The organism is Paenibacillus sp., from assembly GCF_048976745.1.
Lineage (GTDB): Bacteria > Bacillota > Bacilli > Paenibacillales > Paenibacillaceae > Paenibacillus.
The window spans coordinates 87,423-109,570 of the sequence record NZ_JBHGUU010000009.1 but is presented as its reverse complement, the minus strand read 5'-3'; the positions used below and the strand labels follow the sequence as shown (position 1 = coordinate 109,570).

The window sequence follows — 22,148 nt, the reverse complement described above, 5'->3', positions numbered from 1 at the left end:
TCCGGCTCTTTATTGAGCCTGTTTTTTATAATCTTCGGCATATTCCTCACGAATCTTGTTTCCGCCAGCATTGCCCCAATTCTCGATTTCCTTTTCCCAGCCACTTTGATCGATCTTGCCCATAATGTATTTGGTTTGCGCATCTGCAATCATCTGATCCAGGTCTGCCCCGCGGTCACCATACGTTGGAGAATATAACGTCAGCGCAGGATTTGGCACAGCGTGCTCCGCCAGTTCCTTAGCAAGTGCCGTACCTTTTTCACCCAGTTCCGTATCCTTCAATTTCGGTACGTTATATCCTTCGACATAAGGCAGGTTGTCACGGTAAGGTTTCACTTCACGCTGGAATGCATCGAAGTCACTCATCTCCACCTGATCTTCGCCCACTTTGGTGTAATGTTTGTCTTCCATACCACGCATCAACAGGGTCGCCATCTCAGGGTCCATCAGTTTATCCAGGAAGGAGAGCAGGTTCTTGAGTTCTTCTTCCGATTTCACCGTCGATTTGGGGAATGCCAGAATTCCCGAGTTACCCGTCTGTCCTGCAACACGATCTCCGTTCGGTCCAAGCAAACCAGCGATGTCTACCACACCATCCGGATTGTTTTTGGACAGACGCTCCTGCTGACTTTTTCCGTTCTGCGCAACACCAACACGGATACCCACAACACCGGAATCATACTTTTTCTCCGCTTCCGTCGAGTCAAATACGGCAAAGTCCTGGTTCAGCAGTTTCTCATCGTACAAACGTTTCAGCAGATCCAGCACCTGCATATATTCCGGGGTCATGAATTCCGGCGTGAAGCTGCCATCATCCTCGACCTTCCACTTGTTAGGAGCACCAAAACTTACGCCAAGGCGCGTCGTGAAGGAATATTGGTCCTCATTGTATTTTTTGAAAAGCATCAGTCCAAACGTATTATCCTGACCGTCTCCATCCGGATCGGAGGTGGCCAGTGTTTTAATCGTTTCATACCATTCATCCGGTGTCGTTGGCACCTTCAGATTCAGCTTCTCGAACCAGTCCTTGCGATAGATGACTGTAGCCCGCGCAATATCCGAGAAAACAGGAACCCCGTAGATCTTGCCTTCTACCTTGATGTTGTCAAAAAAACGCTCGTTCTGTGCCGACAGATTTTTGTAGTCTTTCAGCAAAGGCCCCACTTCCCAGAACACGTCATTGCGCATCGCGCTGGTCACCGTTGGATTATATTGCACTTTCACAATTTTTGGCATATCGCTTGAAGCGATCATCACGTTAATTTTGTCATTATAGGCTGAAGCCGGTATCCACTGGATATCCAGTTTGGTATTCGTATACGCTTCAATCTTTTGCTGAACTTCATTGCCTTTGCTTGGCACATCACCCACTTGCGCAATAGCTATGGACACATTTTGTACGCCGCCCTCGGCAGCCTGACCCTCGTCTGATCCGCATCCTGCCAGCAAACCCGTCACCAGTGCCAGTGTGCTCAAGACAGCTACGGCTTTCTTTTTTGTTGCTTTCATCACATGAAAACCTCCCTTTTTATGCAGTCATATTGAATTGACTTTGAACCCTGTCACGACTCAACCTTTCACCGAACCCAGCATCACTCCTTTGGCAAAGTGCTTTTGCAGGAATGGATACACCAGCATAATCGGGATTGTGGAGAACACGATAACGGCCATACGAATGGTAAGCGGCTGGATCTCGGTTTCTTCAATACTCGTGTCTCCGATCCGGCTCTGTGCCAGAATGACAATCTCACGCAGCCAGACTTGGACAGGCCACTTCTCACTATCGTTGATATAGATAACAGCGCTGAAGAAACTGTTCCAGTGGGCCACCGCGTAAAAGAGTGAAAATGTCGCCATCGCTGGCATGGACAAAGGCAGAACAATCCGGAACAATACGCCGACATCGTTACATCCATCAATTTTGGCTGCATCCTCCAGTTCATCGGGAATGGCCTGGAAGAAGTTTTTGAGTACGATCAAGTTAAATGCACTAATAGCGGTAGGCAGCATCAGCGACCATAACGTATCCGTCAGGTGCAAGGATTTCACGACAAAATAGGTTGGAATCATCCCGCCACTGAAGAGCATTGTGAACAATACACCCAGCAAAATGGGCTGGCGTCCACGCAAATATCTTCTGGAGAGCGGATATGCCATAAGTGACGTAAACAGCAGGTTAATAAAGGTACCAATCACCGTAATATAGACCGATACACCCAGACTGCGAATCAAGGTATCTGTAGAGAAAATGTAACGGTACGCAGCCAGAGAGAACTCTTTTGGAAAAAGAATGAATCCTCCCTTAGCCACTTCATGCGGACTGGTAAACGAGACAGCCAAAATATAAATAAACGGGATGACCGTCACAATTCCAATCAACAGCAGCAAGCCGTGATTCACAAAATCAAAGATCCGGTTGCCCCACGTTTTATCCTGTTGCATCAATGTTCACTCCTGTCTGGTGAAGAACGTCTGCACCCAAGGTTAGTAGACGCCTTCCTCCCCGAATTTTTTGGCCAGCGTATTGGCACCAAGGACAAGCGCCAGTCCGACAACCGATTTGAACAACCCGACAGCAGCACTATAACTGTACTGTGCCTGTGTAAGCCCCTTCGTGTACACGTAGGTATCAAATACCTCGCCCACATCCCGGTTTGTCGGAGTCAGCATCAGGAAGATCTGTTCAAAGCCCGTATCCAGGAAATTGCCCAGACGCAGAATGAGCAAAATGACGATAGTACTGCGAATGGCCGGCAGCGTAATGTGCCAGGTTTGGCGCCAGCGATTGGCACCATCAATCCGTGCAGCTTCATAGAGCTGTGTATCCACACCGGAAAGCGCCGCAAGGAAGATAATTGTTCCCCAACCAACTTCTTTCCAGATGGATTGTCCAACAATCATGGTTCGGAACCAACCGGGTTCAAGCAGGAACGCCACTTTTTGTCCAGTCAGGTTATAGAGCAATTCGTTAATCGCACCACCCTCGGTTGTAAACAGCATGTAGAACACACCGACAACAACAACCCAGGAAACAAAGTGTGGAACATAAACAAGCGTTTGTACAAATCGTTTGAAGCGTTCACGGCGAACCTCATTCATCATGAGTGCCAGTACAATCGGCAGTGGGAAAAAGAACACAATGTTATAAATGGCAAGCAAAAACGTATTTCGAAACAATGTCCAGAATTGCGGTTCTCCGAAGAAACGCTGGAAATGTTTGAACCCTACCCAGTCACTCCCCAAGATGCCCTTATACGGCGTGTAATCCTGAAAAGCCATCGTGATGCCATACATGGGTATGTATTTGAAAATAACAAAGTAAAGCACACCCGGTATTAACATGATATACAGCCACCGGTTTTTGATAATGTCCCTCCACAGCAGGTTTTTGTCACTGCGGGTAGCGGGCCGTGTTCGAGCCGCCGTTTCGGCTTTCATATTGTCTTCCTCCCCACATTGGAAACGATTACAAAATATCACTTCCTGAATTCATGTCTTCATTGTGGAGGATAAACGAATGACTGGCTATCATCTCCTTTTAGCCTTTTGTTTTTCCTTATGTAGCAAGGGTTAAGCTCATTTCCCGCATCGAATCTAACAACGCAATGAACTGCTTTCAACCTCCATATTCCTGTCTTAACTTCATGGATTAATACGGTCTTCTTCCTTCATCCGGACATGAAAAAGCCTGCCTGCCATGGCAGGCAGAGCAGGTATGTTTTATCGCTGCTGCTCCCGGTACTTGCCGGGGGTTGTTCCTGTGATTTTGCGAAACGTACGGATAAATGCGGTTGGATTGGTATAGTTTAATTTCTCGGCAATCTCCGATATTTTAAGATTGGTTGTTTGCAGCCAGGTCTTCGCTTTTTCCATACGGTACTCTGCGAGATATTCGGTAAAATTAACTCCGGCTTCCTTCTTGAATACCCGACTTAGGTAGACAGGGTGAAAATTAAGCTCAGCGGCACAGGCCTCCAGCGACAATTCACGATCATAACGTTCCTCGATCAAACGAATCATGCGCCTTGCAATATTCATGTATTGAGATTCTTCCTGCTCTCGCCAAAAACGCATGACGGGCAAGAACAGCCGCTTGCGGAACCAGTTGGTCATTTCGTCCAATGTGGACAACTTCAGCAAATGTGCCATGGATGCTTTTTCACCCAATACTTCAGCCACATCTCCACCTTGCTCCTGCACAAGCTGATATACACGAGACAATAACTGAACCATAATGACGGGGTATTCACTGAAATGAAGTTTCTTGTCGGCAAGCAGCCCCAAATATTGCGTAAAATAGGCGTCCGTCTTCTCCTCATCCCCTTGCTTGAGCGCAGAAGCGAGCTGGTCTTCAATCATGCGCAACTGGGTATACAACGCAGCCTCCATCTGACCACGTGGTTGTATATCCTCGTAATGCAAAATAATACGGCTGCCCAGACTTACCCGGCCTTGCAGAGCCTCTCGGCTCTCCTGAACCGCTCTTGGCGTATCGCCAATACAGGTGTAAGAACGGCTGATGCCAATACTTACGGGCAGATTCAGATAGGTCACGACACGTTCGCGAATCCAGTCTGCCTGGGTGTGCATCCATTCCTTCAGCTTCACCTCATCCGTGAGTTCGGAGGCAAGTAGGGTGACCTGAGCATCATCCAGCATGACCGGGGTAAACCGAACTGCCGAAGGAAGAAGCTCCCCTACCATATTGTTGACAGCAAACAGCAGCAGATCTCGATCCTGTTCCTCATATCGGGTCCCTTCCAAGGTATCGATCTGGAGCATGAGTACACCAAGACTCGCCCACCCTGTCGGGAAATCGTACATTTCTCCCTGATATCTGAAATCTTCCTCCGAGATTTTGCCTGTTAGCAGCTTGGTCATAAAAAACTCCTGGAGGTGCACATGCTGCCCCTTCATCTGCTCCCGCATTGTTTTTTCCGAACTGAACAAGGTTGACAATTGCTCCTCAATATAGATAAATTCATCCTGACGGCGTCCTGACGGAGCCACTGGGGAATCCAACCCCTTCGTAAATTGCAGCAGTCTGGAGATCGGTGAGTACATCCGTCGACTCCCGTATATGGCGACGACTCCCGTTACACATAACATGACCAGTGTAGCGACACCGGTGACCAATGCAATTTTCTGTGACTGGGCCGTGATCTGTCCAAGAGATACAACGGACACGTATAACCAGCCATTGAGCGGAGATTGCCTATAACTAACTGCCACTTGGCTACCTTCCACCTCCGCACTGAAGAAACCCTCTGGCTGGCCCGTCGTTTGCACCATTTCATGAATTTCCTTATTCAGCGCGTCATATTTACCGCCTTGCTGCACATCGTTCAGAAAATACTTCTGCTCCCGATCCAGAACGTACATATCCCCGGCATTTGTATTTCGGCTCAAATATGTACTTAGTTCCGTATCGGCGATATCAATCACAAGAAATCCCTTCGGTTTCACATTGGTTGGCATCATCGGGATTTTGAATACCATACTGACCACATTATCCGAGGATATAAGGGTAGGTGCCTGTTCGGGTGTTAGTTCACCCATACCTGCTGACACAGGTACACTTTCCTTGGACGAACTGGCATTCTGAGTGACCCAGAACAGGCTGTTGGTATAGCTTAGGTAGGTACCAATCCGGTCTCGAATACTGAAATCATCCAATTTGCCAAAAGAACGCATCGAAACAACCCAATCTTCATCCAGATTAACCAGATAGGCTTGGTCAATGTTCGTAACCGCTTGCAAGTTGTTAAAACCGGAGGTCAGATCACGAATCTCCTGAAACTCGCTGCTGTCCAAAGGTTTCTTCATTGCTTGTAGTACCAGAGGTGAATTGACATACTGGATGGATGATAATTGCAGGCTGCGCAGAACTTGTTCTACCCGCATCTGGGTCTGATGCAATATCTGTAGATTGCTTTCACGCACTTTCTGTTCAATGTCACGCGATGCAATCGTATACGAGACCGAACCAATAACAATGACTGGAAGGGCTCCGAGGATCAGGGTAAAACAGAGCAAACGCAGTAAATACTTCGGCAAGAAGAGCATCCTCCTTTATACGTATGTTTATTAAAATAAATCGCTTTCATTGGATTATTTTACTATTGTTATTTTAAAACCCATTCTTATTCAAGTCCACTCATTTATTATAAGGTTGACTTCAAACCAATTTCCAGTTTATATTGGTTGCATATTCCTCAATCAAAGGAGAGATTTTTAATGTCGGTGAATGTTCTTAACTAACCAAGTTTCATATTCAGGAGTTTGGCCTTTCATTGCGCTTGTGCCCATATGGCATACGTGTATTTCATGATGCGCCAGATCCCTGTACTTAGTTAAGAACAGCGGATATCATAAATCGCCTCCGGGATTGTCTTTGTCCGGGTCTATTTCCGCGCTGTGTTCAGCGCGGATTTTTTTATTATAGACCTGTAGTGGACTCTGCTTTCCCATATGTTTAGGGCGGAGAATGACGTTTGTTCATTCTCCGCCCTTTTTGCGTTTTCCAGGAATATGTTTCAGCGCGTCAACTGAAATCCCAATTCGAATTCAAGGAGAGATTACGCATGAATGAGAACACATTAAACAGTCTGGGTTACCCACAAATTCAAAAAAACGTTGCAGACTGCGCCCTGTCTTATCTGGGCAAACGTTATGCCAGAGAACTAAAACCGATGGTGGATGCTCACCTGATCCAGCTGCGCCTGGAAGAAACAGCAGAAGCGGCTTCATTGATTCGCTTTGGGGCAAGTATCCCCCTCCCTTCTCTCGACGGCATGGAAACGATTATGGATCTGCTTGGCACCGGTTATCTATTCAGTGAACGAGACTTCAGTCATCTCGCTCAGTTCCTGCGGAGCTGTGCAAAACTCATGAAGTACATGGAGGGCAAATCTGGGGCCGCTCCCACCGTCAGTCGTTATGCAGCATCCATGATTTTAATCGATCCTTTGCAAAGTGAGATCGAGCGCTGCATCCACAGTGGACGCATTCAGGATCAGGCGAGCAAGGAACTGATTCGTATTCGTAAAAAAATGACGGTGAATGAGGAACGTATGAAACGAAAGCTTGATTCACTGGTGAGCAAACACCGCTCCATTATGCAGGAACATGTCATCAGCCAACGCGGGGGAAGAACCGTTCTGCCCATTAAGAAAGAGTTCCGTAAACAGGTGAAAGGCAGTGTGCTGGATGAATCCGGGAGCGGGCAAACCGTATATATTGAACCTGTTGAGCTAGTAAGTTTACAGATGGAATTGGCCGCCTTACAAGCCGAGGAGTCCCGAGAGGAGATGAGGATTCTCGGTGATTTAACCTCCCTGGCTGAATCGTATAGCCGTGAAATCGCACTGAATACCGAAACGGTAGGTGTATTGGACTTCCTGTTTGCCAAAGCCAAATATGCGGCTACCATGGACGGACGTACCGTTCGAGTCAATACTCAGGGCCACATCAGCCTTCAACGTGCACGTCATCCATTCATGGGTTCTTCCATGGTTCCCCTTGATTTTGCCATCGGCAGAACGTACTCGTCGCTCATTATTACGGGTCCGAATACCGGGGGTAAAACGGTCGCACTCAAAACATTAGGTTTGCTAACCCTGATGATGCAATCCGGTTTGCTTATTCCGGTAGAGGAAGGTGGCGAGATGGCTGTTTATAACGAAGTAGCGGTTGATATTGGTGACGGGCAGAGTTTGGAACAAGCGCTCAGTACATTCTCCGCACATATTCGCAATATGATTGGCATACTGGAACAGGCCAATACATCAACTCTGGTGCTTATTGATGAGATGGCTTCCGGAACAGATCCCGGTGAAGGCGTCGGACTTTCTATCGCCATGCTGGAGGAACTTCACAGCCGCGGAGCAACCGTTGTGGCAACAACACATTTTGGTGAAATCAAACATTTTGCAGCTGCCACGCCAGGATTTGAAAATGCCCGTATGGAATTTGACACCGTTTCTCTCCAGCCGCTATATCGATTGCGTATCGGAGAAGCTGGTGAGAGCTATGCTTATTCCATCGCATTGAAGCTGGGCATGCCACAGCGAATTATCGAAAGATCCAAGTCCCTGTCCGATCAAAGTATTTCGAAAGATCGTACATTCGTGTTCACGTCACCTCCTTTGGAAACTCCGGCCCTAACGTCTGAACGTGCCAATACAGAAGCAGGTGGCCCAGCAGAGTTATCCAAACGGAAGCAGTCAAAGCATTCAAAGGATTCAATCGGTCTTCACAAAAAGACAACAACCAGAGAGTTGGATTCTCCTGCTCCTGCCAAAACGTTTCGCAAAGGAGATCGGGTGTATGCGGCCTATCTTAATCAGTCGGGCATCGTCTGTGATGTGGAGGATAGCCGTGGAAATATCGGAGTCATGCTGCGAGGACGCAAAGTCAAAATCCATAAAAAACGACTGACCTTGCATATATCTGCCAATGAACTTTATCCGGGCGATGACTATGATCTGGACATTGTGCTAGAAACAAAGGAAAATCGAAAGAAGCGTAAATTGATGGGACGCAAACATGTGGAAGGTCTACAGATCGAATTACCGCCTGAAGAATAAATAACCCCCCAGGGAGAAGCAGAAGTGATGGTAAACTGGAAGTCATATGTACACAGTGAATTACATGATCACAGACGCATATCTGTTATACTGAGACCAGCATGTTTAACTTCAGCTCGTAGCTATTCCACAGGGAGGGAAGAAGCCCATGTCTCCAGAACAAGACGATCAAGAGCACATCCTTATCGATGTTCTTGTCTGCCCATTATGCGGTGAAGCTAATCACTGTTCCTATGCCGCAGGACATCCTCATTCGGAATGCTGGTGTAACCATGCTACTTTTCCCGAAGGTGTACTCGATCGTATTCCGGCAGCGCAGCGCCGCAAATCGTGCATATGTCAACGCTGTCTGAATGAATATGCCGATAAAAGACAACCCAAAGAAGAGCCACACAGTTAACAACTGTATGGCTCTTCTTCTATGATGCAGTATCTATAATATCTATATTGTTAGCAGACTACTCCTGCTCTTACATTTGGTTATACTGGGCAACAGCCTGTTCAAGCACCGGATGATGCTCATCCATGGACGTATAATGATGCAGTGCAGCCGCAATCCCCTTCTGGCAGATCATGTTCTGCAGTTCAACTGCTTCCGGATCATCGGAGACATCGAACTTGCAGGCTGCTGCCATACCCATCGCTAAATAGGTCGTTTCGGTTCCATCCGCATGAGCCTGAAGGGCCGGGCGAACCAGACGATCATTGGGAGACAACTTGCGCAGCGGAGAACGACCAACACGAGTAACCTCATCGGTGAGATACGGGTTGACGAACCGTCCCAATATTTTGACAATATACTGCTCATGCTCTTCCGGGTTGAATGCAAAACGCTTCACCAGAACTTTTCCGGTTTCCTGCAGAGCACCATAGACAATCGATTTTACCTTTTCGTCGGCAATAGCCTTCTGAATCGTGTCATACCCGTGTACATTACCGATATACGCTGCAACGCAGTGTCCTGTATTAACAGTGAACAGCTTCCGTTCAATATACGGCTCCAGATCATCGACATATAGAATGCCCTCAACCGGTTTGAATGCAGGAGCCATCTGGGAACGATCCACCACCCACTCGTAAAAAGGCTCCACCTGTACATGCAACGGATCTTCATGATGCTGAATAGGTACAATCCGGTCTACGGCTGAATCCGGAAAATAAACGTACTGATCCGCAAGTGAACGTATCTCTTCATTGAGCAGTGCATATACATGCTCTTTCAATTGTGTACTGGCTCCAATGGCGTTCTCGCACGCAATAATGTGAAGAGGGTTTTGAGCAGGACCGGAATTCAGTCTTTTCTCAAGTCCCTTCGCAATACCTGGTGCAATATGTTTCAGCACACCCACGCCCACTGCGGTTGTAATCAGATCAGCTTCCACAACGGTTTGGGCAACTGTCTCCAGTTTGGTTCCATCGATGGCATTTACACCTGTGACGGTCTCCTGATCCTTGCTCTCGTTAGCCAGTTCCACCGTATACTGCCCCCGTTGCTGAAGAGCGGTTACCAAGGTCTGATTTACGTCGGAGAAAACCACCTCATAGCCCGCACGGGACAGAATCAAGCCGATAAACCCGCGTCCAATGTTACCTGCGCCAAAGTGTAGGGCCTTCATAGCTCCATTTCACTTTCCAGAATCGCGATAACTTCTTCAGCTGTTTTGGCCAGACGCAGGGCCTCCATGTTCTCATCCTCAGCACAGATCACCGCGATGCTAGTCAAGATCTCCATATGTTCCCCGCCTTGAGCCGCGATACCAATGACCATATAAGCCTTTTCTTCGCCAAAATCAACACCCTGTGGATACTGAATGACAGAGATACCTGTGGATAAAATAAAAGCTTTGGATTCCTTCGTACCGTGCGGAATAGCCAAGCCGTTTCCTACATAAGTCGAGACAATCTCTTCACGTTCAATCATCTTTTCAATGTAATCCGCGGTAATATGTCCCGCATCCTTCAGAATCTGTCCTGCCATGCGAATCGCTTCGTATTTGTCCTGAGCCGTCGCATTCATGATGACTTTATCTGTTGTTAACATACTCATAATGGTTAACCTCCAATTTCGGTTTTACTGCGATAAAATCCTACGAGTTCCTGGGACAGGTAATGAATAATTTCATCCCTGATTCCCTTTTCCAGCAATGTAATCATTTCTTCCTGTAGTAACAGGGCGCTGATCTCACTGAGAACCTCCAGGCTTTCCTTGGATAATTCTCTGGGACCAAGCATCAAGAGGACATGGGTAACTCCTGCCGGATCATCCGGTGTACGAAGGAGTGGCTCAGTGAGCTGAAACAAGCTAATGGACGGCCTGTAAATTCCCTCACTTCGTGTATGAAACAACGCAAGTCTTGTGCCAGGAATTTTCTGACTCCCCACTGCTTCACGTGCCTCCAACCGCTTTGCGACTTCTTGCGGTTCCTTCAGCACACCAGATCCATGGAGTACGTTGCACATCGCATACACCGTTTTATAGAACCCGATGTCCTGATTATCCAGCGGGTACACCTGAAACTTGCCAATAATTCGGACGATTTCAACTAAAATAGCTTCCATTCCGTCAGGGTCCGAGTAACGACCTGTGGTCTGAACCTCTGCTTCACGGGGCTTATTATGCTGTCGTTGTAACGTTGTTGTTCGGATAAAGTGACGCAGACGTTCGCTCTCTTCTGCCGTAAGCAGTGGACTCACTTTGTAATACTGGTGCTCATCCATCGGCAGATCAACAGTGGATAAGACCAGATCATATTGATCTGTAGGTATCCGTGCAGCCTCATACCAGGAGACGCTATCCATGATACGAATCTCGGGAATCTCCTTTGACAGACGGCTAGACAGCATCCGTGATGATCCAATTCCGCTTGTACACACGATGATCGCCCTGATCTCCCGTTTCAATACACGTAATCTCTCGATCGAAGCCCCAAAATGCATGACCAAGAAACCAATTTCCTCATCCGGAACGTCTGTGCCTGGCCAAGCTTGCCCCACAGATTTTTTGACATCTTCAAAAAGTGAATCATAATCCTTGCGGATCTGCTGCAGTAGCGGATTACGAATCATCTGTTGCCCTTCAATTCGCTCCATTACAGGTTGCATATGAGCAAGCAGACCTTCACGAAGCAAACGATCCTCATGAAAGGCGTAATGCGTTCTCGCCTGCATCTGATCAATCAGTGAATGTACCCTGTCCAGTAAAATCAAGTCGTCGATTGGCAACAGCCGCGAAGAGTGAATCCGCTGCTCTGTCTCAACTAATAGTCTGTGAAAATAAGCTTGCTCATCTTGGGAGAATGTCAGTCCCAGCTGGGTGGATAACACACCGCACAAGCGGGACGCCATATAAGGCGGAACCTTCATCTCAGCCTGCGCTGCATCTTCATCTCCCGTGTTCTCTCGTGGGGACATACGGCCAATGCCAAAGCCTTTACGAATACGTACAATCGCAACGGATAATTGAATCAGCAACTTCATGTATTGGCGTTCCGGGATGTTCTCCAGCCATTCGATGTCTGGTTGCCATAACGCATTTTCGACCGTAAGCACATCATCGTGTCCAATCATATCCAGCAGTTTTTGGTTTACGATGGAGCCGCCTTGCTCAGGTTGTCTTCCGAACAGATCGGATTCATCCAGAAATTCCAGAGCAAGTGCAGCTATGGCTGTGCGATGAATCGTCTCACTTCCGTTAATCTTGACGCCATATCCACGTCTGCGAACCAACTTCAAGCCCGCCTGACGAATTCGTGACTCCAGATCGTCCAGATCCGTGGTTACGGTAGATACGGTCACTTTCAGATCGGAAGCCAACGCGAGCAACTTTACAGGCTCCGGTTCATCCAGCAAGATGCAAAGCATGAAGAGCTTACGCTCTTCCGGCGTAAACTCTACATATTCCTTACCCTCTAGTTGCTGGCGCAATATAGCCAGATCATCGGAACCGGCATCGATTCGGATACCGGTTCCTGATTTTTTTTCCAGCCTCATGCCCAAAGGTTCAAGCCATTGTTCAATCATCTGAAGCTCACGGTGAACCGTTCGGGTACTGACCTTTACTTCAACGGCGATTTCGCCGGCAGTAACTTCATGTGGATGCTCCAGCAGAAACTCCACGATTTCACGTTGTCTTTTGGTAATACTCATATCTCAGCCTCCGGCTCAGGGAAAACGAATGCGGGCAATTACTTTAGACGTTCAACGAGCGCATCGTATTCCGGGCTTTTTAGGAAGTTGTCGATGGATATATGTTCTGCATTCGGCGCAACAGAGCGGGCACGATCGGTTAATATTTGTTGTGTGATGACCACATCTGCATCCTGCGGGATATCACTGATGGCCGTATTGGTCACCGTAACGTCAATCCCCTCTGCCTTCATCTTCTTGCGAAGAATGGAAGCGCCCATGGCACTCGATCCCATGCCTGCATCACAGGAGAAGACAATCTTCTTCACATCTGTTTTCACTTTAGAAGAAGCCATATCTGCATTTCTGTCTGCTTCAAGATGATTATTAGCCGTAATGCCAGCGTTTGGCACAGTTCCTTGACTCTTCATGTCTTTCATCCGACTGGATGCAGACTCCAGATCTTCGTCCTTTTGTTTACCCGTTTTCAGCAACACTGCTGCAATCAGGAATGAAACAACAGCTGCTACAAGCACCCCTGCGAGCATCGGAAGGTATCCACCTTTTGGTGTTAAGAGGAAATACGCGATAATACTGCCTGGTGATGGTGCTGAAACAAGTCCTGCTCCGGTGAGCATGAATGTTAATGTTCCTGCGACGCCACCAGCAATTGCTGCAAGAATCAGAATCGGTCTCATCAGAATGTAAGGGAAGTAGATCTCATGAATTCCCCCGAAGAAATGAATGATAACCGCACCTGGTGCAGAAGATTTGGCCATTCCGCGTCCGAAGAAACAGTACGCAAGCAAGATACCAAGTCCCGGACCCGGGTTGGATTCAAGCATGTATAGAACAGATTGTCCTAATTCTCTTGCTTGATCGGTTGCAATCGGTGTCAGAATCCCATGGTTGATTGCATTGTTCAGGAACAATACTTTACCTGGTTCAATGATCAGGTTGACCAGCGGCAGCAAGCCCAGATTCATCAGACCTTGTACCCCGGCAGACAATACTTTACTAATCGCTTCTACAGCAGGCCCAATACCCAGTAGAGCAAAGATCCCCAAGATCCCGCCAATAATACCGGCTGAAAAGTTATTAACCAGCATTTCGAATCCGGCTTTAACTTTACCTTCGATCGATTTATCGAACTTTTTGATGATCCATGCTGCCAGTGGTCCGGCAATCATGGCACCGAGGAACATCGGAATATCACTACCCACGATGACCCCGATGGTCATAATGGCACCCACGACACCACCACGCTGACCATGCACCATCGTACCCCCGGTGTAACCAATTAACAGTGGCAGCAAATATTTGATCATCGGATCAACTAACTGTGCTAGTGTCTCGTTAGGGAACCAGCCTGTTGGAATGAACATCGCCGTAATTAATCCCCAGGCGATGAATGCACCCATATTCGGCATGACCATACCGCTCAGGAATCGGCCAAAACGCTGCACACCTACCCGTAGCCCACCTTTGGAATTGGACGATTGGTCCAAATTACTCATTGTATTATCCTCCTTGGATCAAGTAATTATGATTTATGAAAGGGGTATCATTTCTCCCCTGCTGTAATCCTAAGCGAGTTTGCTCTCCTGTTCAATGAAATGAAAGCGTACTTTCGTCATGAACAATGATGACAACATTAGGTTATGTAATCGTTTTAATTGATGCATAATGGCTGAACCCATTGGTACACAAGGCTTTTCTTGCCTATGACTTTTATCATTTCCAGAATCATTTTCTAAGCTATAGCTTGGTCCATTCAGGGGATTTACATCCTCAATCTGCTGAAATCCACATTGAAAATCATTCTTGGAAAACACAAAAAACCTGTGCAAGCACCAGGCTCACACAGGTCGAAACAATATAAAGTTCATTTCAATTTATTATAAAATGTATGTTATTAAGTACAAGTTCGTTGATCCTATTCCTCCGTATGTTTACGATACGCGTCTGCGTTCATCAAAGTAGACAATGCTGCTGCCAGATCTCCCTCAACACGAATCTCAATCATCCAGCCTTCCTCGTAAGGAGAGCTGTTCACAAGTTCAGGTGAGTCCTGCAACGAATCATTGACTGCAATAATTGAACCTGTGACAGGTGAGAACAAGTCCGAAACCGTTTTGACCGATTCGATCGTTCCAATGCTATCTTCTGCTTTTACATTGGTCTCAAGGTCAGGCAATTCCACAAACACAATGTCACCCAGCTGATGCTGCGCGAACTCGGTAATGCCAATACGTACAGTATCCTCCCCTACGGTTTGCACCCATTCGTGCTCTTCACTGTACAGGAAATCACTTCTCAATTCGCTCATCGATATCCGCCTCGCTTTTCATTAAATGAGTGCATGCGTTCTTTGACCTTAACCTTTTTCCCAGAACATAGCGTATGATATTTTTGAATCAAATGTCAAGATACCTCACAATTTATTTGCTAATCGCCTTCTCAAACCGTAACCGAAATACACTCTTTCTACATATACTGGTGGATATTAGAATAGTAAGCGCAGTCTTTTTAAATACACGAACAATAAAATCGAAAAAAGACTAAACATTCGGTTTTCAATTATAATCTATGACATCGTTCTTGACATCGGCAGTGGATTCACGTTTTAATGAGAGGAGTAAATGTGTTTATTGGACTATGTTATACTCGCGGATGAATGTAAAGGGAGAGATTACCCGTGACACCCGATTCGGGCTGTACATGAGGTAACGCCGAAGGAGTAAACCACCGATAAGCGGGGGTGAATCTCTCAGGCAAAAGGACTTTTACGGGACGCAACTCTGGAGAGCATCTATTCGCCCTGTGCGGGCGATATGATCACCCAAGGGGAAACCTGCTGCACAAGGCGGCGGGGTAACTCTCAGGTACAAGGGACAGAGCCTTAGAATACAGCGTGCTACTTGGCATGCCGATTCTTTGGCCTGTCCTTTTCCTTTTTCCCAAAAAACGAAAAAACAGGATTCAGATCGGCGCTGTCATAGCTGCCTTACCATACTTATCTACGAATCTACGAATCTACGAAAAATCTCTGCTGAAAAATTTAAAAATACTTTGGTTCATTTGATCCACGATTGTATATCCGGCCGGTTGACGGCCCATGACGAGGTGATTTGATGTCCGATTTGCTTAGAACACCACTCTTCCCACTGTATCAGCAATACGAAGGCGTACGGTGCATTGATTTTGGAGGCTGGGAGCTTCCGGTGCAATTCAGCGGAATCCAGAAAGAACATGAAGCGGTACGTGAGCGTGCTGGACTGTTTGATGTATCCCATATGGGCGAATTCACAGTACAGGGTGAGCAGGCTGAAATTTTTTTGCAACAAATGATGACCAATGATGTGACCACGCTCGTTCCGGGTCAAGCCCAGTATACTCTGATGTGTTACCCCGATGGGGGTGTGGTGGATGATTTGCTTGTGTATAAGCTGGAAGATCAGCATTATATGCTCGTCGTTAACGCCTCCAACATCGATAAGGATTGGGCATGGCTGCAAGAGCACTTGATCCCTGGCGTGAACATGACCAACGATTCGGAGCAGACAGCGCTGCTCGCCCTGCAAGGCCCACTGGCTGCAGATATTATCGAAAAAGTTACAGATACGGATGTATCGGCTATTGAACCGTTTCGTTTTGTGCAGAATGCCGAAGTATGTGGAGTGAAATTGCTATTGTCCCGTACCGGTTATACCGGTGAAGATGGCTTTGAACTATATGTACCAGCAGATCAGGCCGCTGCCGTATGGAATGGATTAATGCAAGCCGGTGAAAGTCACGGACTGGTGCCAACCGGACTTGGTGCCCGGGATACACTGCGCTTTGAAGCGAAGCTTCCCCTGTATGGACAGGAATTGTCGGCAACCATCTCTCCGCTTGAAGCTGGTGTTGGTATGTTTGTAAAGTTGAATGCTGGACCCTTTATCGGACACGAAGCCTTGTTACAGCAAAAAAATGACGGTCCCGCCCGCAAACTGGTCGGCATCGAAGTGTTGGAGCGCGGTATTCCCCGCCCCCACTATCCGATTTACGCCGAAGGCGTACAGATTGGCGAAGTGACAACAGGCACACAATCACCCACATTGAAGCGTAATCTGGGGCTTGCTCTCATCGACAGCAAATACGCTGCGCTGGGAACCCCGCTTGAGATTGAAATCCGCGGCAAGAAACTGAAGGCCGAGGTCGTGAAGACCCCTTTTCATAAACGGACACGTACGTCAAAGACACCTACTCAAGGAGCTGATCAAGCATGAGCAAGCACCGTTACATCCCCATGACCGAGCAGGATCAGAGCGCCATGCTCGCAACCATCGGTGTGGATACGCTGGAGGAACTGTTTCAGGACATTCCGCAGGAGATCCGTTATCAGGGCGAGCTGCCCGTATCCTCCAAACTCGATGAATATGCACTGACACGTCACATGTCCAAACAAGCTGGTGCCAACGCCAATTTCGAAACACACGCCAGCTTCCTCGGCGCAGGCATATATGATCATCATGTTCCTTCCGTCATCAATCATGTCATCTCCCGTTCCGAGTTCTACACTGCCTACACACCTTATCAGCCTGAGATTAGCCAAGGTGAATTACAGGCCATTTTCGAATTTCAATCCTACATCTGTGAATTAACCGGTATGGCTGTAGCCAATGCCAGCATGTATGACGGCGCAACTGCCTTTGCAGAAGCAGGGAATCTGGCCGCAGCGGCAACACGTCGCAAACAGCTCATCGTATCCCGTACCGTTCATCCCGAAGCCCGTCAGGTATTGCAGGCTTATGCGCATGGATTGAGTCTGGAGATCGTCGAGATTGGTTATAAGGATGGAGTCACGGACTGGGATGCCCTGCAAGCTGCCATATCAGACGATACCGCTGCTGTCATGATTCAGAGTCCAAACTTCTTTGGTGCCGTGGAAAATGTAAAACAAGCCGCCGACCTCGTGCATGCGCACAAGGGTCTGCTCGTTGTAAGTGCCAACCCGCTATCGCTGGGTCTGCTGGAAGCCCCAGGCAAGCTGGGTGCCGACATCGTTGTTGGAGATGCCCAGCCCCTCGGCATCGCCGCTTCACTCGGCGGCCCGACATGTGGATATTTCGCTGTATCCCAGCCTCATATGCGCCGGATTCCTGGCCGAATTGTAGGTCAGACAACCGATCGCAATGGTAAGCGCGGTTTTGTACTGACATTGCAAGCACGTGAACAGCACATCCGCCGCGAAAAGGCGACATCCAATATCTGTTCCAACCAGGCTTTGCTCGCGCTTAGCGCATCTGTCTATATGTCCATTCTGGGTAAACAAGGCATGATTGATGTCGCGGATCTGAATCTGCAAAAGAGTCATTACACCTTGAATACATTAACTGCTATTCCCCGCGTTAGCCTGACGTTTAATGCACCAACATTTAATGAATTTGTGATTAAGCTTCCTGAGGAAACCGATGTGGATGCCCTTCAACTGAAACTGCTGGATGCGGGCTTTATTGGTGGCTACGAACTTGGACGTGATTATCCGGAACTTGCCGGACATATGCTGATTGCTGTTACCGAACGGCGCAGTAAGGAAGAGATCGACGAATTCGCACGAGCATTGGAGGGATCACTGTGACTCAGGAAACGACTACGACTTCTACAACAGCATCAGTACAAAGACATCCGGAAACAGGCACCTCAGCCTCCACTTCGGCTCCATCTGAGACAGCTACAACATTCAGCGCACAGACTTTATCTCCTGCTCCGGAACAATCATTGATCTTTGAACTCAGCAGCCCTGGACGTGTCGCTTATTCCCTGCCAGAATGTGACGTCCCTCGTCAGGCTGCCGATACGTTGATTCCCCGGGAAATGCTCCGTTCGGAAGCAGCGGCACTTCCGGAAGTATTCGAAGTAGATGTTATCAGGCACTATACCGCGCTGTCCCGTCGTAACTTCGGCGTAGATAACGGATTTTATCCACTGGGCTCTTGTACAATGAAATACAATCCGAAGATTAATGAGGATGTTGCACGTTATAATGGTTTTGCCAAAATCCATCCGTACCAGCATGAATCCAGCATTCAAGGTGCACTTGAACTGTTATATACATTGCAAAACGACCTTGCAGGTCTGACAGGTATGGACGCTGTGACCTTGCAACCGGCCGCTGGTGCCCATGGAGAATGGACTGGACTCATGATGATTCGTGCTTACCACGAAGGTCGTGGTGAACAACGGACCAAAGTTATCGTACCCGATTCTTCTCACGGTACCAATCCGGCAAGTGCAACCGTTGCAGGATTTGAAACTGTGACGATTCCATCCCGCGCAGATGGACTGGTTGATCTGGACGCACTTCGTGCAGCCGTTGGTTCGGATACCGCAGCACTGATGCTGACGAACCCAAATACACTTGGTTTGTTCGAGAAAGATATTCAGGAGATTGCATCCATCGTACATCAGGCGGGTGGCTTGCTCTATTACGATGGCGCGAACTCCAATGCCATTATGGGCATTACCCGTCCGGGTGATATGGGCTTTGACGTGGTGCATCTGAACTTGCACAAAACGATGAGTACACCTCATGGCGGTGGCGGACCAGGTGCCGGCCCCGTCGGTGTGAAGAGCCGTTTGATTCCATTCCTGCCTAAACCGATGGTGATCAAGAATGAGGATGGTGTGTATTCACTGGACCGTGAAGGAGATCAATCCATTGGCCGGGTCAAAGCGTACTACGGCAACTTCGGTATTCTGGTACGTGCCTATGCCTACATTCGCACCTATGGACCAGAAGGCTTGCGCCGTGTGTCTGAGTGTGCGGTATTAAATGCCAACTATATGATGGCCCGCCTCGCACCTCACTACGAGATTCCGTATCCAGGTGTATGCAAACACGAATTCGTCATGTCTGGTCGGGGATTGAAGCAGTATGGTGTGCGTACACTGGATGTTGCCAAACGATTACTTGATTTTGGATATCATCCACCTACAGTGTACTTCCCACTCAACGTGGAGGAATGTATCATGATCGAGCCAACGGAAACCGAAAGCAAAGAAACGCTGGATGGGTTTATTGATACAATGATACGGATTGCCAAAGAGGCACAAGAGACACCGCAATTGGTGCTCAACGCACCTTACGGAACACCGGTCACTCGTCTTGATGAGACAACCGCCGCCCGCAAACCTGTACTGAACTGCGCTTGCAGTTAATTAATTCATTGTTATCACAAAAGCTCTTGCTGATATTTCAATCAGCAAGAGCTTTTTATTGTTCCCTTTCCTCTGAATCATAATGTCCTGTTCATAACAAAAAAAGCCGATATCCACAATGATTCGCGGATACCGGCAAAATCGCTGCATCAATGCAGCTCATTATCGGAAAAAGAAAAACCCCAAATCCCGAGGAAACCCCGGCAAAATTACGCTTGAATGCTTTGAACCAATTCAACAACTTGTTCAGCCGTCTGCATATCCAGAGCTTTAGCAGCGAGTTCCTGCATATCCGCACGGGACAGCTTGGTGATCTGACTACGAGCTGGCAGAATGGAGGTTGCGCTCATGCTGAACTCATCCAATCCAAGACCGAGCAGCAATGGAATTGCTGTTTCGTCTCCTGCCATCTCACCACACATGCCAACCCATTTGCCTTCACGATGCGCTGCATCGATAACCATTTTAACCAAACGCAAGATGGCTGGGTTGTACGGTTGGTACAGATACGCTACACGTTCGTTCATACGGTCTGCAGCCATTGTGTATTGAATCAGATCGTTCGTTCCGATACTGAAGAAATCCACTTCTTTGGCAAACTGATCCGCCAGAACTGCGGTCGAAGGAATTTCGACCATGATTCCGAGTTGAATGCTGTCAGAAACAGCAATACCTTCAGCAACCAGCTTCTCTTTCTCTTCGAGCAAGACAGCTTTTGCTTCACGGAATTCACCCAGTGTTGCGATCATTGGGAACATGACACGCAGGTTTCCATGTACGCTTGCACGCAGCAATGCACGCAATTGTGTACGGAAGATATCCAGACGGTCCAGACACAGACGGACTGCGCGGAAGCCGAGGAATGGATTCATTTCTTTTGGCAGATCCAGGTATGGAAGCTCTTTGTCTCCACCGATGTCGAGTGTACGAACAACGACAGGTTTGCCTTCCATTTTTTCCAGTACGGCTTTGTAAGCATTATACTGAATGTCTTCGGAAGGAAGCTTGTCTCTGCCCATGTACAGGAACTCGGTACGGTACAGACCTACAGCCTCGCCGCCGTTCTCCAGAACACCCGTTACATCATTTGGTGTACCAATGTTGGCTGCAAGCTCAACATGAACGTTGTCCACTGTTACCGTTGGCTCATCACGTAGTTTTCTCCACTCTGCACGTTGTACATCATACTGTTCCTGTTTGGCACGGTATTCAGCAATAACTTCATCCGTAGGATTAACCAGCACGTGACCATCCAGACCGTCAACAATGATCATATCGCCTTGTTTTGCCTGAGCCAAGATGTCCTTGGTTCCAACAACAGCCGGAATTTCAAGAGAGCGAGCCATGATCGCCGAGTGAGAAGTACGTCCACCAATGTTGGTTGCAAAACCTTTAACAAATTGGCGGTTCAATTGAGCCGTGTCGGAAGGCGTCAGATCCTCCGCAAGCACGATCACTTCTTCATTGATCTCAGCCGGACTCATGAAGTCGATACCAAGCAAGTGATTTAGCACACGTTTGGTAACGTCACGCATATCTGCTGCACGTTCCTGTAAGTATGCACTCTTCATGTTCTCAAACATGGAGATAAATTGCGATGCCGTTTCGTTCAAAGCAAATTCTGCATTAATCATGTCATCTGCAATTCTAGCTTTAACCGGATCAATCAGTTCCGGGTCATTCAGAATGAGCAAATGCGAAGCAAAAATCTCAGCTTTTTTCTCGCCAAGCTCTTGTAAAGTACGCTCTTTGATCGCCTCAAGCTCAGCCTGGGATTTACCCAGAGCTGAGTCAAGTTTTGCGATCTCTGCGTCAACGTCGTTAATTTGGCGTTTTTCTACAGAGTAGTCAGGATGCTCCAAGATAAACGCCTTGGCGATAGCAATACCCGCCGAAGCCGCGATCCCGGAGACATTAAGCATTAATTTCGCCCAACCCTTCGTTAACCATAACGTCAGTCAAAGCTTGAAGAGCTTCAGCTTCGCCTTCACCTTCAACGATGATGCTGATGGTGTCGCCTTGTTCCAATCCGAGGGAAAGAACACCCAGAATGGATTTCAAAGTTACTTTTTTACCGTTTGCTTCTGCAAAGGATTCTGCACCTTTGAATTTGTTTGCTGTATTAACCAGGGCTGTCGCCGGACGTGCGTGGATACCATCTTCGTCTGTAATTCTGAATGTTTGTTGCATTACAATCATCTCACTTTCAGTAGTTTGGTTTAGGCATTGCAT

At 47.7% G+C, this 22,148-nt stretch carries 16 protein-coding genes and 2 riboswitches; of the genes, 5 read left to right on the top strand and 11 right to left on the bottom strand.

Annotation, left to right across the window (positions count from 1 at the left end; genetic code table 11):
* Positions 1-9: 9 nt before the first annotated feature.
* The 4 genes from ACE3K2_RS16125 to ACE3K2_RS16110 all read right to left on the bottom strand — a co-directional run bounded on the left by ACE3K2_RS16125 (position 10) and on the right by ACE3K2_RS16110 (position 6,057).
* A complete protein-coding gene (locus ACE3K2_RS16125) occupies positions 10-1,509 on the bottom strand; it encodes an extracellular solute-binding protein (protein WP_145323911.1) in 1,500 nt (499 codons plus the stop codon).
* A 60-nt stretch (positions 1,510-1,569) separates the two neighbouring features.
* A complete protein-coding gene (locus tag ACE3K2_RS16120; RefSeq protein WP_133385864.1) occupies positions 1,570-2,442 on the bottom strand; it encodes a carbohydrate ABC transporter permease in 873 nt (290 codons plus the stop codon).
* A gap of 42 nt (positions 2,443-2,484) precedes the next feature.
* A complete protein-coding gene (locus ACE3K2_RS16115) occupies positions 2,485-3,438 on the bottom strand; it encodes an ABC transporter permease (protein WP_017686861.1) in 954 nt (317 codons plus the stop codon).
* 282 nt (positions 3,439-3,720) lie between these two features.
* A complete protein-coding gene (locus ACE3K2_RS16110) occupies positions 3,721-6,057 on the bottom strand; it encodes an AraC family transcriptional regulator (protein ID WP_421892100.1) in 2,337 nt (778 codons plus the stop codon).
* Between the two features lie 527 nt (positions 6,058-6,584).
* Between ACE3K2_RS16110 and ACE3K2_RS16105 the strand changes: the two genes are divergently transcribed.
* The gene (locus tag ACE3K2_RS16105) at positions 6,585-8,588 is read left to right on the top strand and encodes an endonuclease MutS2 (protein ID WP_421892097.1); all 2,004 of its coding nucleotides are present in this window, start codon (positions 6,585-6,587) and stop codon (positions 8,586-8,588) included.
* A gap of 148 nt (positions 8,589-8,736) precedes the next feature.
* Positions 8,737-8,988: a cysteine-rich CWC family protein gene (locus tag ACE3K2_RS16100; RefSeq protein WP_421892095.1), complete on the top strand. Its 252-nt coding sequence runs from the start codon at positions 8,737-8,739 to the stop codon at positions 8,986-8,988.
* A gap of 70 nt (positions 8,989-9,058) precedes the next feature.
* Here the strand turns inward: ACE3K2_RS16100 and ACE3K2_RS16095 are convergent, their stop codons facing one another.
* From ACE3K2_RS16095 to gcvH, 5 genes are all read right to left on the bottom strand, one after another.
* Positions 9,059-10,204, bottom strand: coding sequence for a mannitol-1-phosphate 5-dehydrogenase (locus ACE3K2_RS16095; protein WP_421892092.1), 1,146 nt, complete (start codon positions 10,202-10,204; stop codon positions 9,059-9,061).
* Positions 10,201-10,635 carry a PTS sugar transporter subunit IIA gene (locus ACE3K2_RS16090; protein ID WP_017686856.1) on the bottom strand — a complete coding sequence of 145 codons (435 nt, stop codon included), beginning with the start codon at positions 10,633-10,635 and terminating at the stop codon, positions 10,201-10,203. The genes ACE3K2_RS16095 and ACE3K2_RS16090 overlap by 4 nt, the downstream gene beginning before the upstream one ends.
* A 5-nt stretch (positions 10,636-10,640) precedes the next feature.
* Entirely contained in the window at positions 10,641-12,734 is a 2,094-nt protein-coding gene (locus ACE3K2_RS16085; protein ID WP_421892089.1) for a BglG family transcription antiterminator, read from the bottom strand.
* Between the two features lie 38 nt (positions 12,735-12,772).
* Positions 12,773-14,230 (bottom strand): PTS mannitol transporter subunit IICB, encoded by a 1,458-nt coding sequence (locus tag ACE3K2_RS16080; protein ID WP_421892086.1) that lies wholly within the window; start codon positions 14,228-14,230, stop codon positions 12,773-12,775.
* 419 nt (positions 14,231-14,649) lie between these two features.
* Positions 14,650-15,042 (bottom strand): glycine cleavage system protein GcvH, encoded by a 393-nt coding sequence (gene gcvH, locus ACE3K2_RS16075; RefSeq protein ID WP_421892083.1) that lies wholly within the window; start codon positions 15,040-15,042, stop codon positions 14,650-14,652.
* A 344-nt stretch (positions 15,043-15,386) separates the two neighbouring features.
* Positions 15,387-15,509: riboswitch (glycine riboswitch) on the top strand.
* Positions 15,510-15,512: 3 nt separating this feature from the next.
* A riboswitch (glycine riboswitch) is annotated at positions 15,513-15,613 on the top strand.
* 234 nt (positions 15,614-15,847) lie between these two features.
* Here gcvH and gcvT point away from each other — a divergent pair.
* The 3 genes from gcvT (at position 15,848) to gcvPB (ending at position 19,916) form a co-directional block, all read left to right on the top strand.
* Positions 15,848-16,984 (top strand): glycine cleavage system aminomethyltransferase GcvT, encoded by a 1,137-nt coding sequence (gene gcvT / locus ACE3K2_RS16070; RefSeq protein WP_421892080.1) that lies wholly within the window; start codon positions 15,848-15,850, stop codon positions 16,982-16,984.
* Positions 16,981-18,336, top strand: coding sequence for an aminomethyl-transferring glycine dehydrogenase subunit GcvPA (gene gcvPA / locus ACE3K2_RS16065; protein ID WP_421892078.1), 1,356 nt, complete (start codon positions 16,981-16,983; stop codon positions 18,334-18,336). The genes gcvT and gcvPA overlap by 4 nt, the downstream gene beginning before the upstream one ends.
* Before the next feature lie 140 nt (positions 18,337-18,476).
* Positions 18,477-19,916: an aminomethyl-transferring glycine dehydrogenase subunit GcvPB gene (gene gcvPB / locus ACE3K2_RS16060; RefSeq protein ID WP_421892955.1), complete on the top strand. Its 1,440-nt coding sequence runs from the start codon at positions 18,477-18,479 to the stop codon at positions 19,914-19,916.
* A 209-nt stretch (positions 19,917-20,125) separates the two neighbouring features.
* Here the strand turns inward: gcvPB and ptsP are convergent, their stop codons facing one another.
* The gene (ptsP, locus tag ACE3K2_RS16055; RefSeq protein ID WP_421892076.1) at positions 20,126-21,838 is read right to left on the bottom strand and encodes a phosphoenolpyruvate--protein phosphotransferase; all 1,713 of its coding nucleotides are present in this window, start codon (positions 21,836-21,838) and stop codon (positions 20,126-20,128) included.
* Complete coding sequence (locus ACE3K2_RS16050) at positions 21,831-22,106, bottom strand: HPr family phosphocarrier protein (protein WP_036617010.1); 276 nt, start codon at positions 22,104-22,106, stop codon at positions 21,831-21,833. Before ACE3K2_RS16050 ends, ptsP begins: the two co-directional genes overlap by 8 nt.
* Between the last annotated feature and the right edge of the window lie 42 nt (positions 22,107-22,148).

Bases quoted from the DNA above. Each gene is read 5' to 3' on its own strand.
- ACE3K2_RS16125 (WP_145323911.1), bottom strand. From the start codon at position 1,509: ATGAAAGCAACAAAAAAGAAAGCCGTAGCTGTCTTGAGCACACTGGCA.
- ACE3K2_RS16120 (WP_133385864.1), bottom strand. From the start codon at position 2,442: ATGCAACAGGATAAAACGTGGGGCAACCGGATCTTTGATTTTGTGAAT.
- ACE3K2_RS16115 (WP_017686861.1), bottom strand. From the start codon at position 3,438: ATGAAAGCCGAAACGGCGGCTCGAACACGGCCCGCTACCCGCAGTGAC.
- ACE3K2_RS16105 (WP_421892097.1), top strand. From the start codon at position 6,585: ATGAATGAGAACACATTAAACAGTCTGGGTTACCCACAAATTCAAAAA.
- ACE3K2_RS16100 (WP_421892095.1), top strand. From the start codon at position 8,737: ATGTCTCCAGAACAAGACGATCAAGAGCACATCCTTATCGATGTTCTT.
- ACE3K2_RS16095 (WP_421892092.1), bottom strand. From the start codon at position 10,204: ATGAAGGCCCTACACTTTGGCGCAGGTAACATTGGACGCGGGTTTATC.
- ACE3K2_RS16090 (WP_017686856.1), bottom strand. From the start codon at position 10,635: ATGAGTATGTTAACAACAGATAAAGTCATCATGAATGCGACGGCTCAG.
- ACE3K2_RS16085 (WP_421892089.1), bottom strand. From the start codon at position 12,734: ATGAGTATTACCAAAAGACAACGTGAAATCGTGGAGTTTCTGCTGGAG.
- ACE3K2_RS16080 (WP_421892086.1), bottom strand. From the start codon at position 14,230: ATGAGTAATTTGGACCAATCGTCCAATTCCAAAGGTGGGCTACGGGTA.
- gcvH (WP_421892083.1), bottom strand. From the start codon at position 15,042: ATGAGCGAATTGAGAAGTGATTTCCTGTACAGTGAAGAGCACGAATGG.
- gcvT (WP_421892080.1), top strand. From the start codon at position 15,848: ATGTCCGATTTGCTTAGAACACCACTCTTCCCACTGTATCAGCAATAC.
- gcvPA (WP_421892078.1), top strand. From the start codon at position 16,981: ATGAGCAAGCACCGTTACATCCCCATGACCGAGCAGGATCAGAGCGCC.
- ptsP (WP_421892076.1), bottom strand. From the start codon at position 21,838: ATGCTTAATGTCTCCGGGATCGCGGCTTCGGCGGGTATTGCTATCGCC.
- ACE3K2_RS16050 (WP_036617010.1), bottom strand. From the start codon at position 22,106: ATGCAACAAACATTCAGAATTACAGACGAAGATGGTATCCACGCACGT.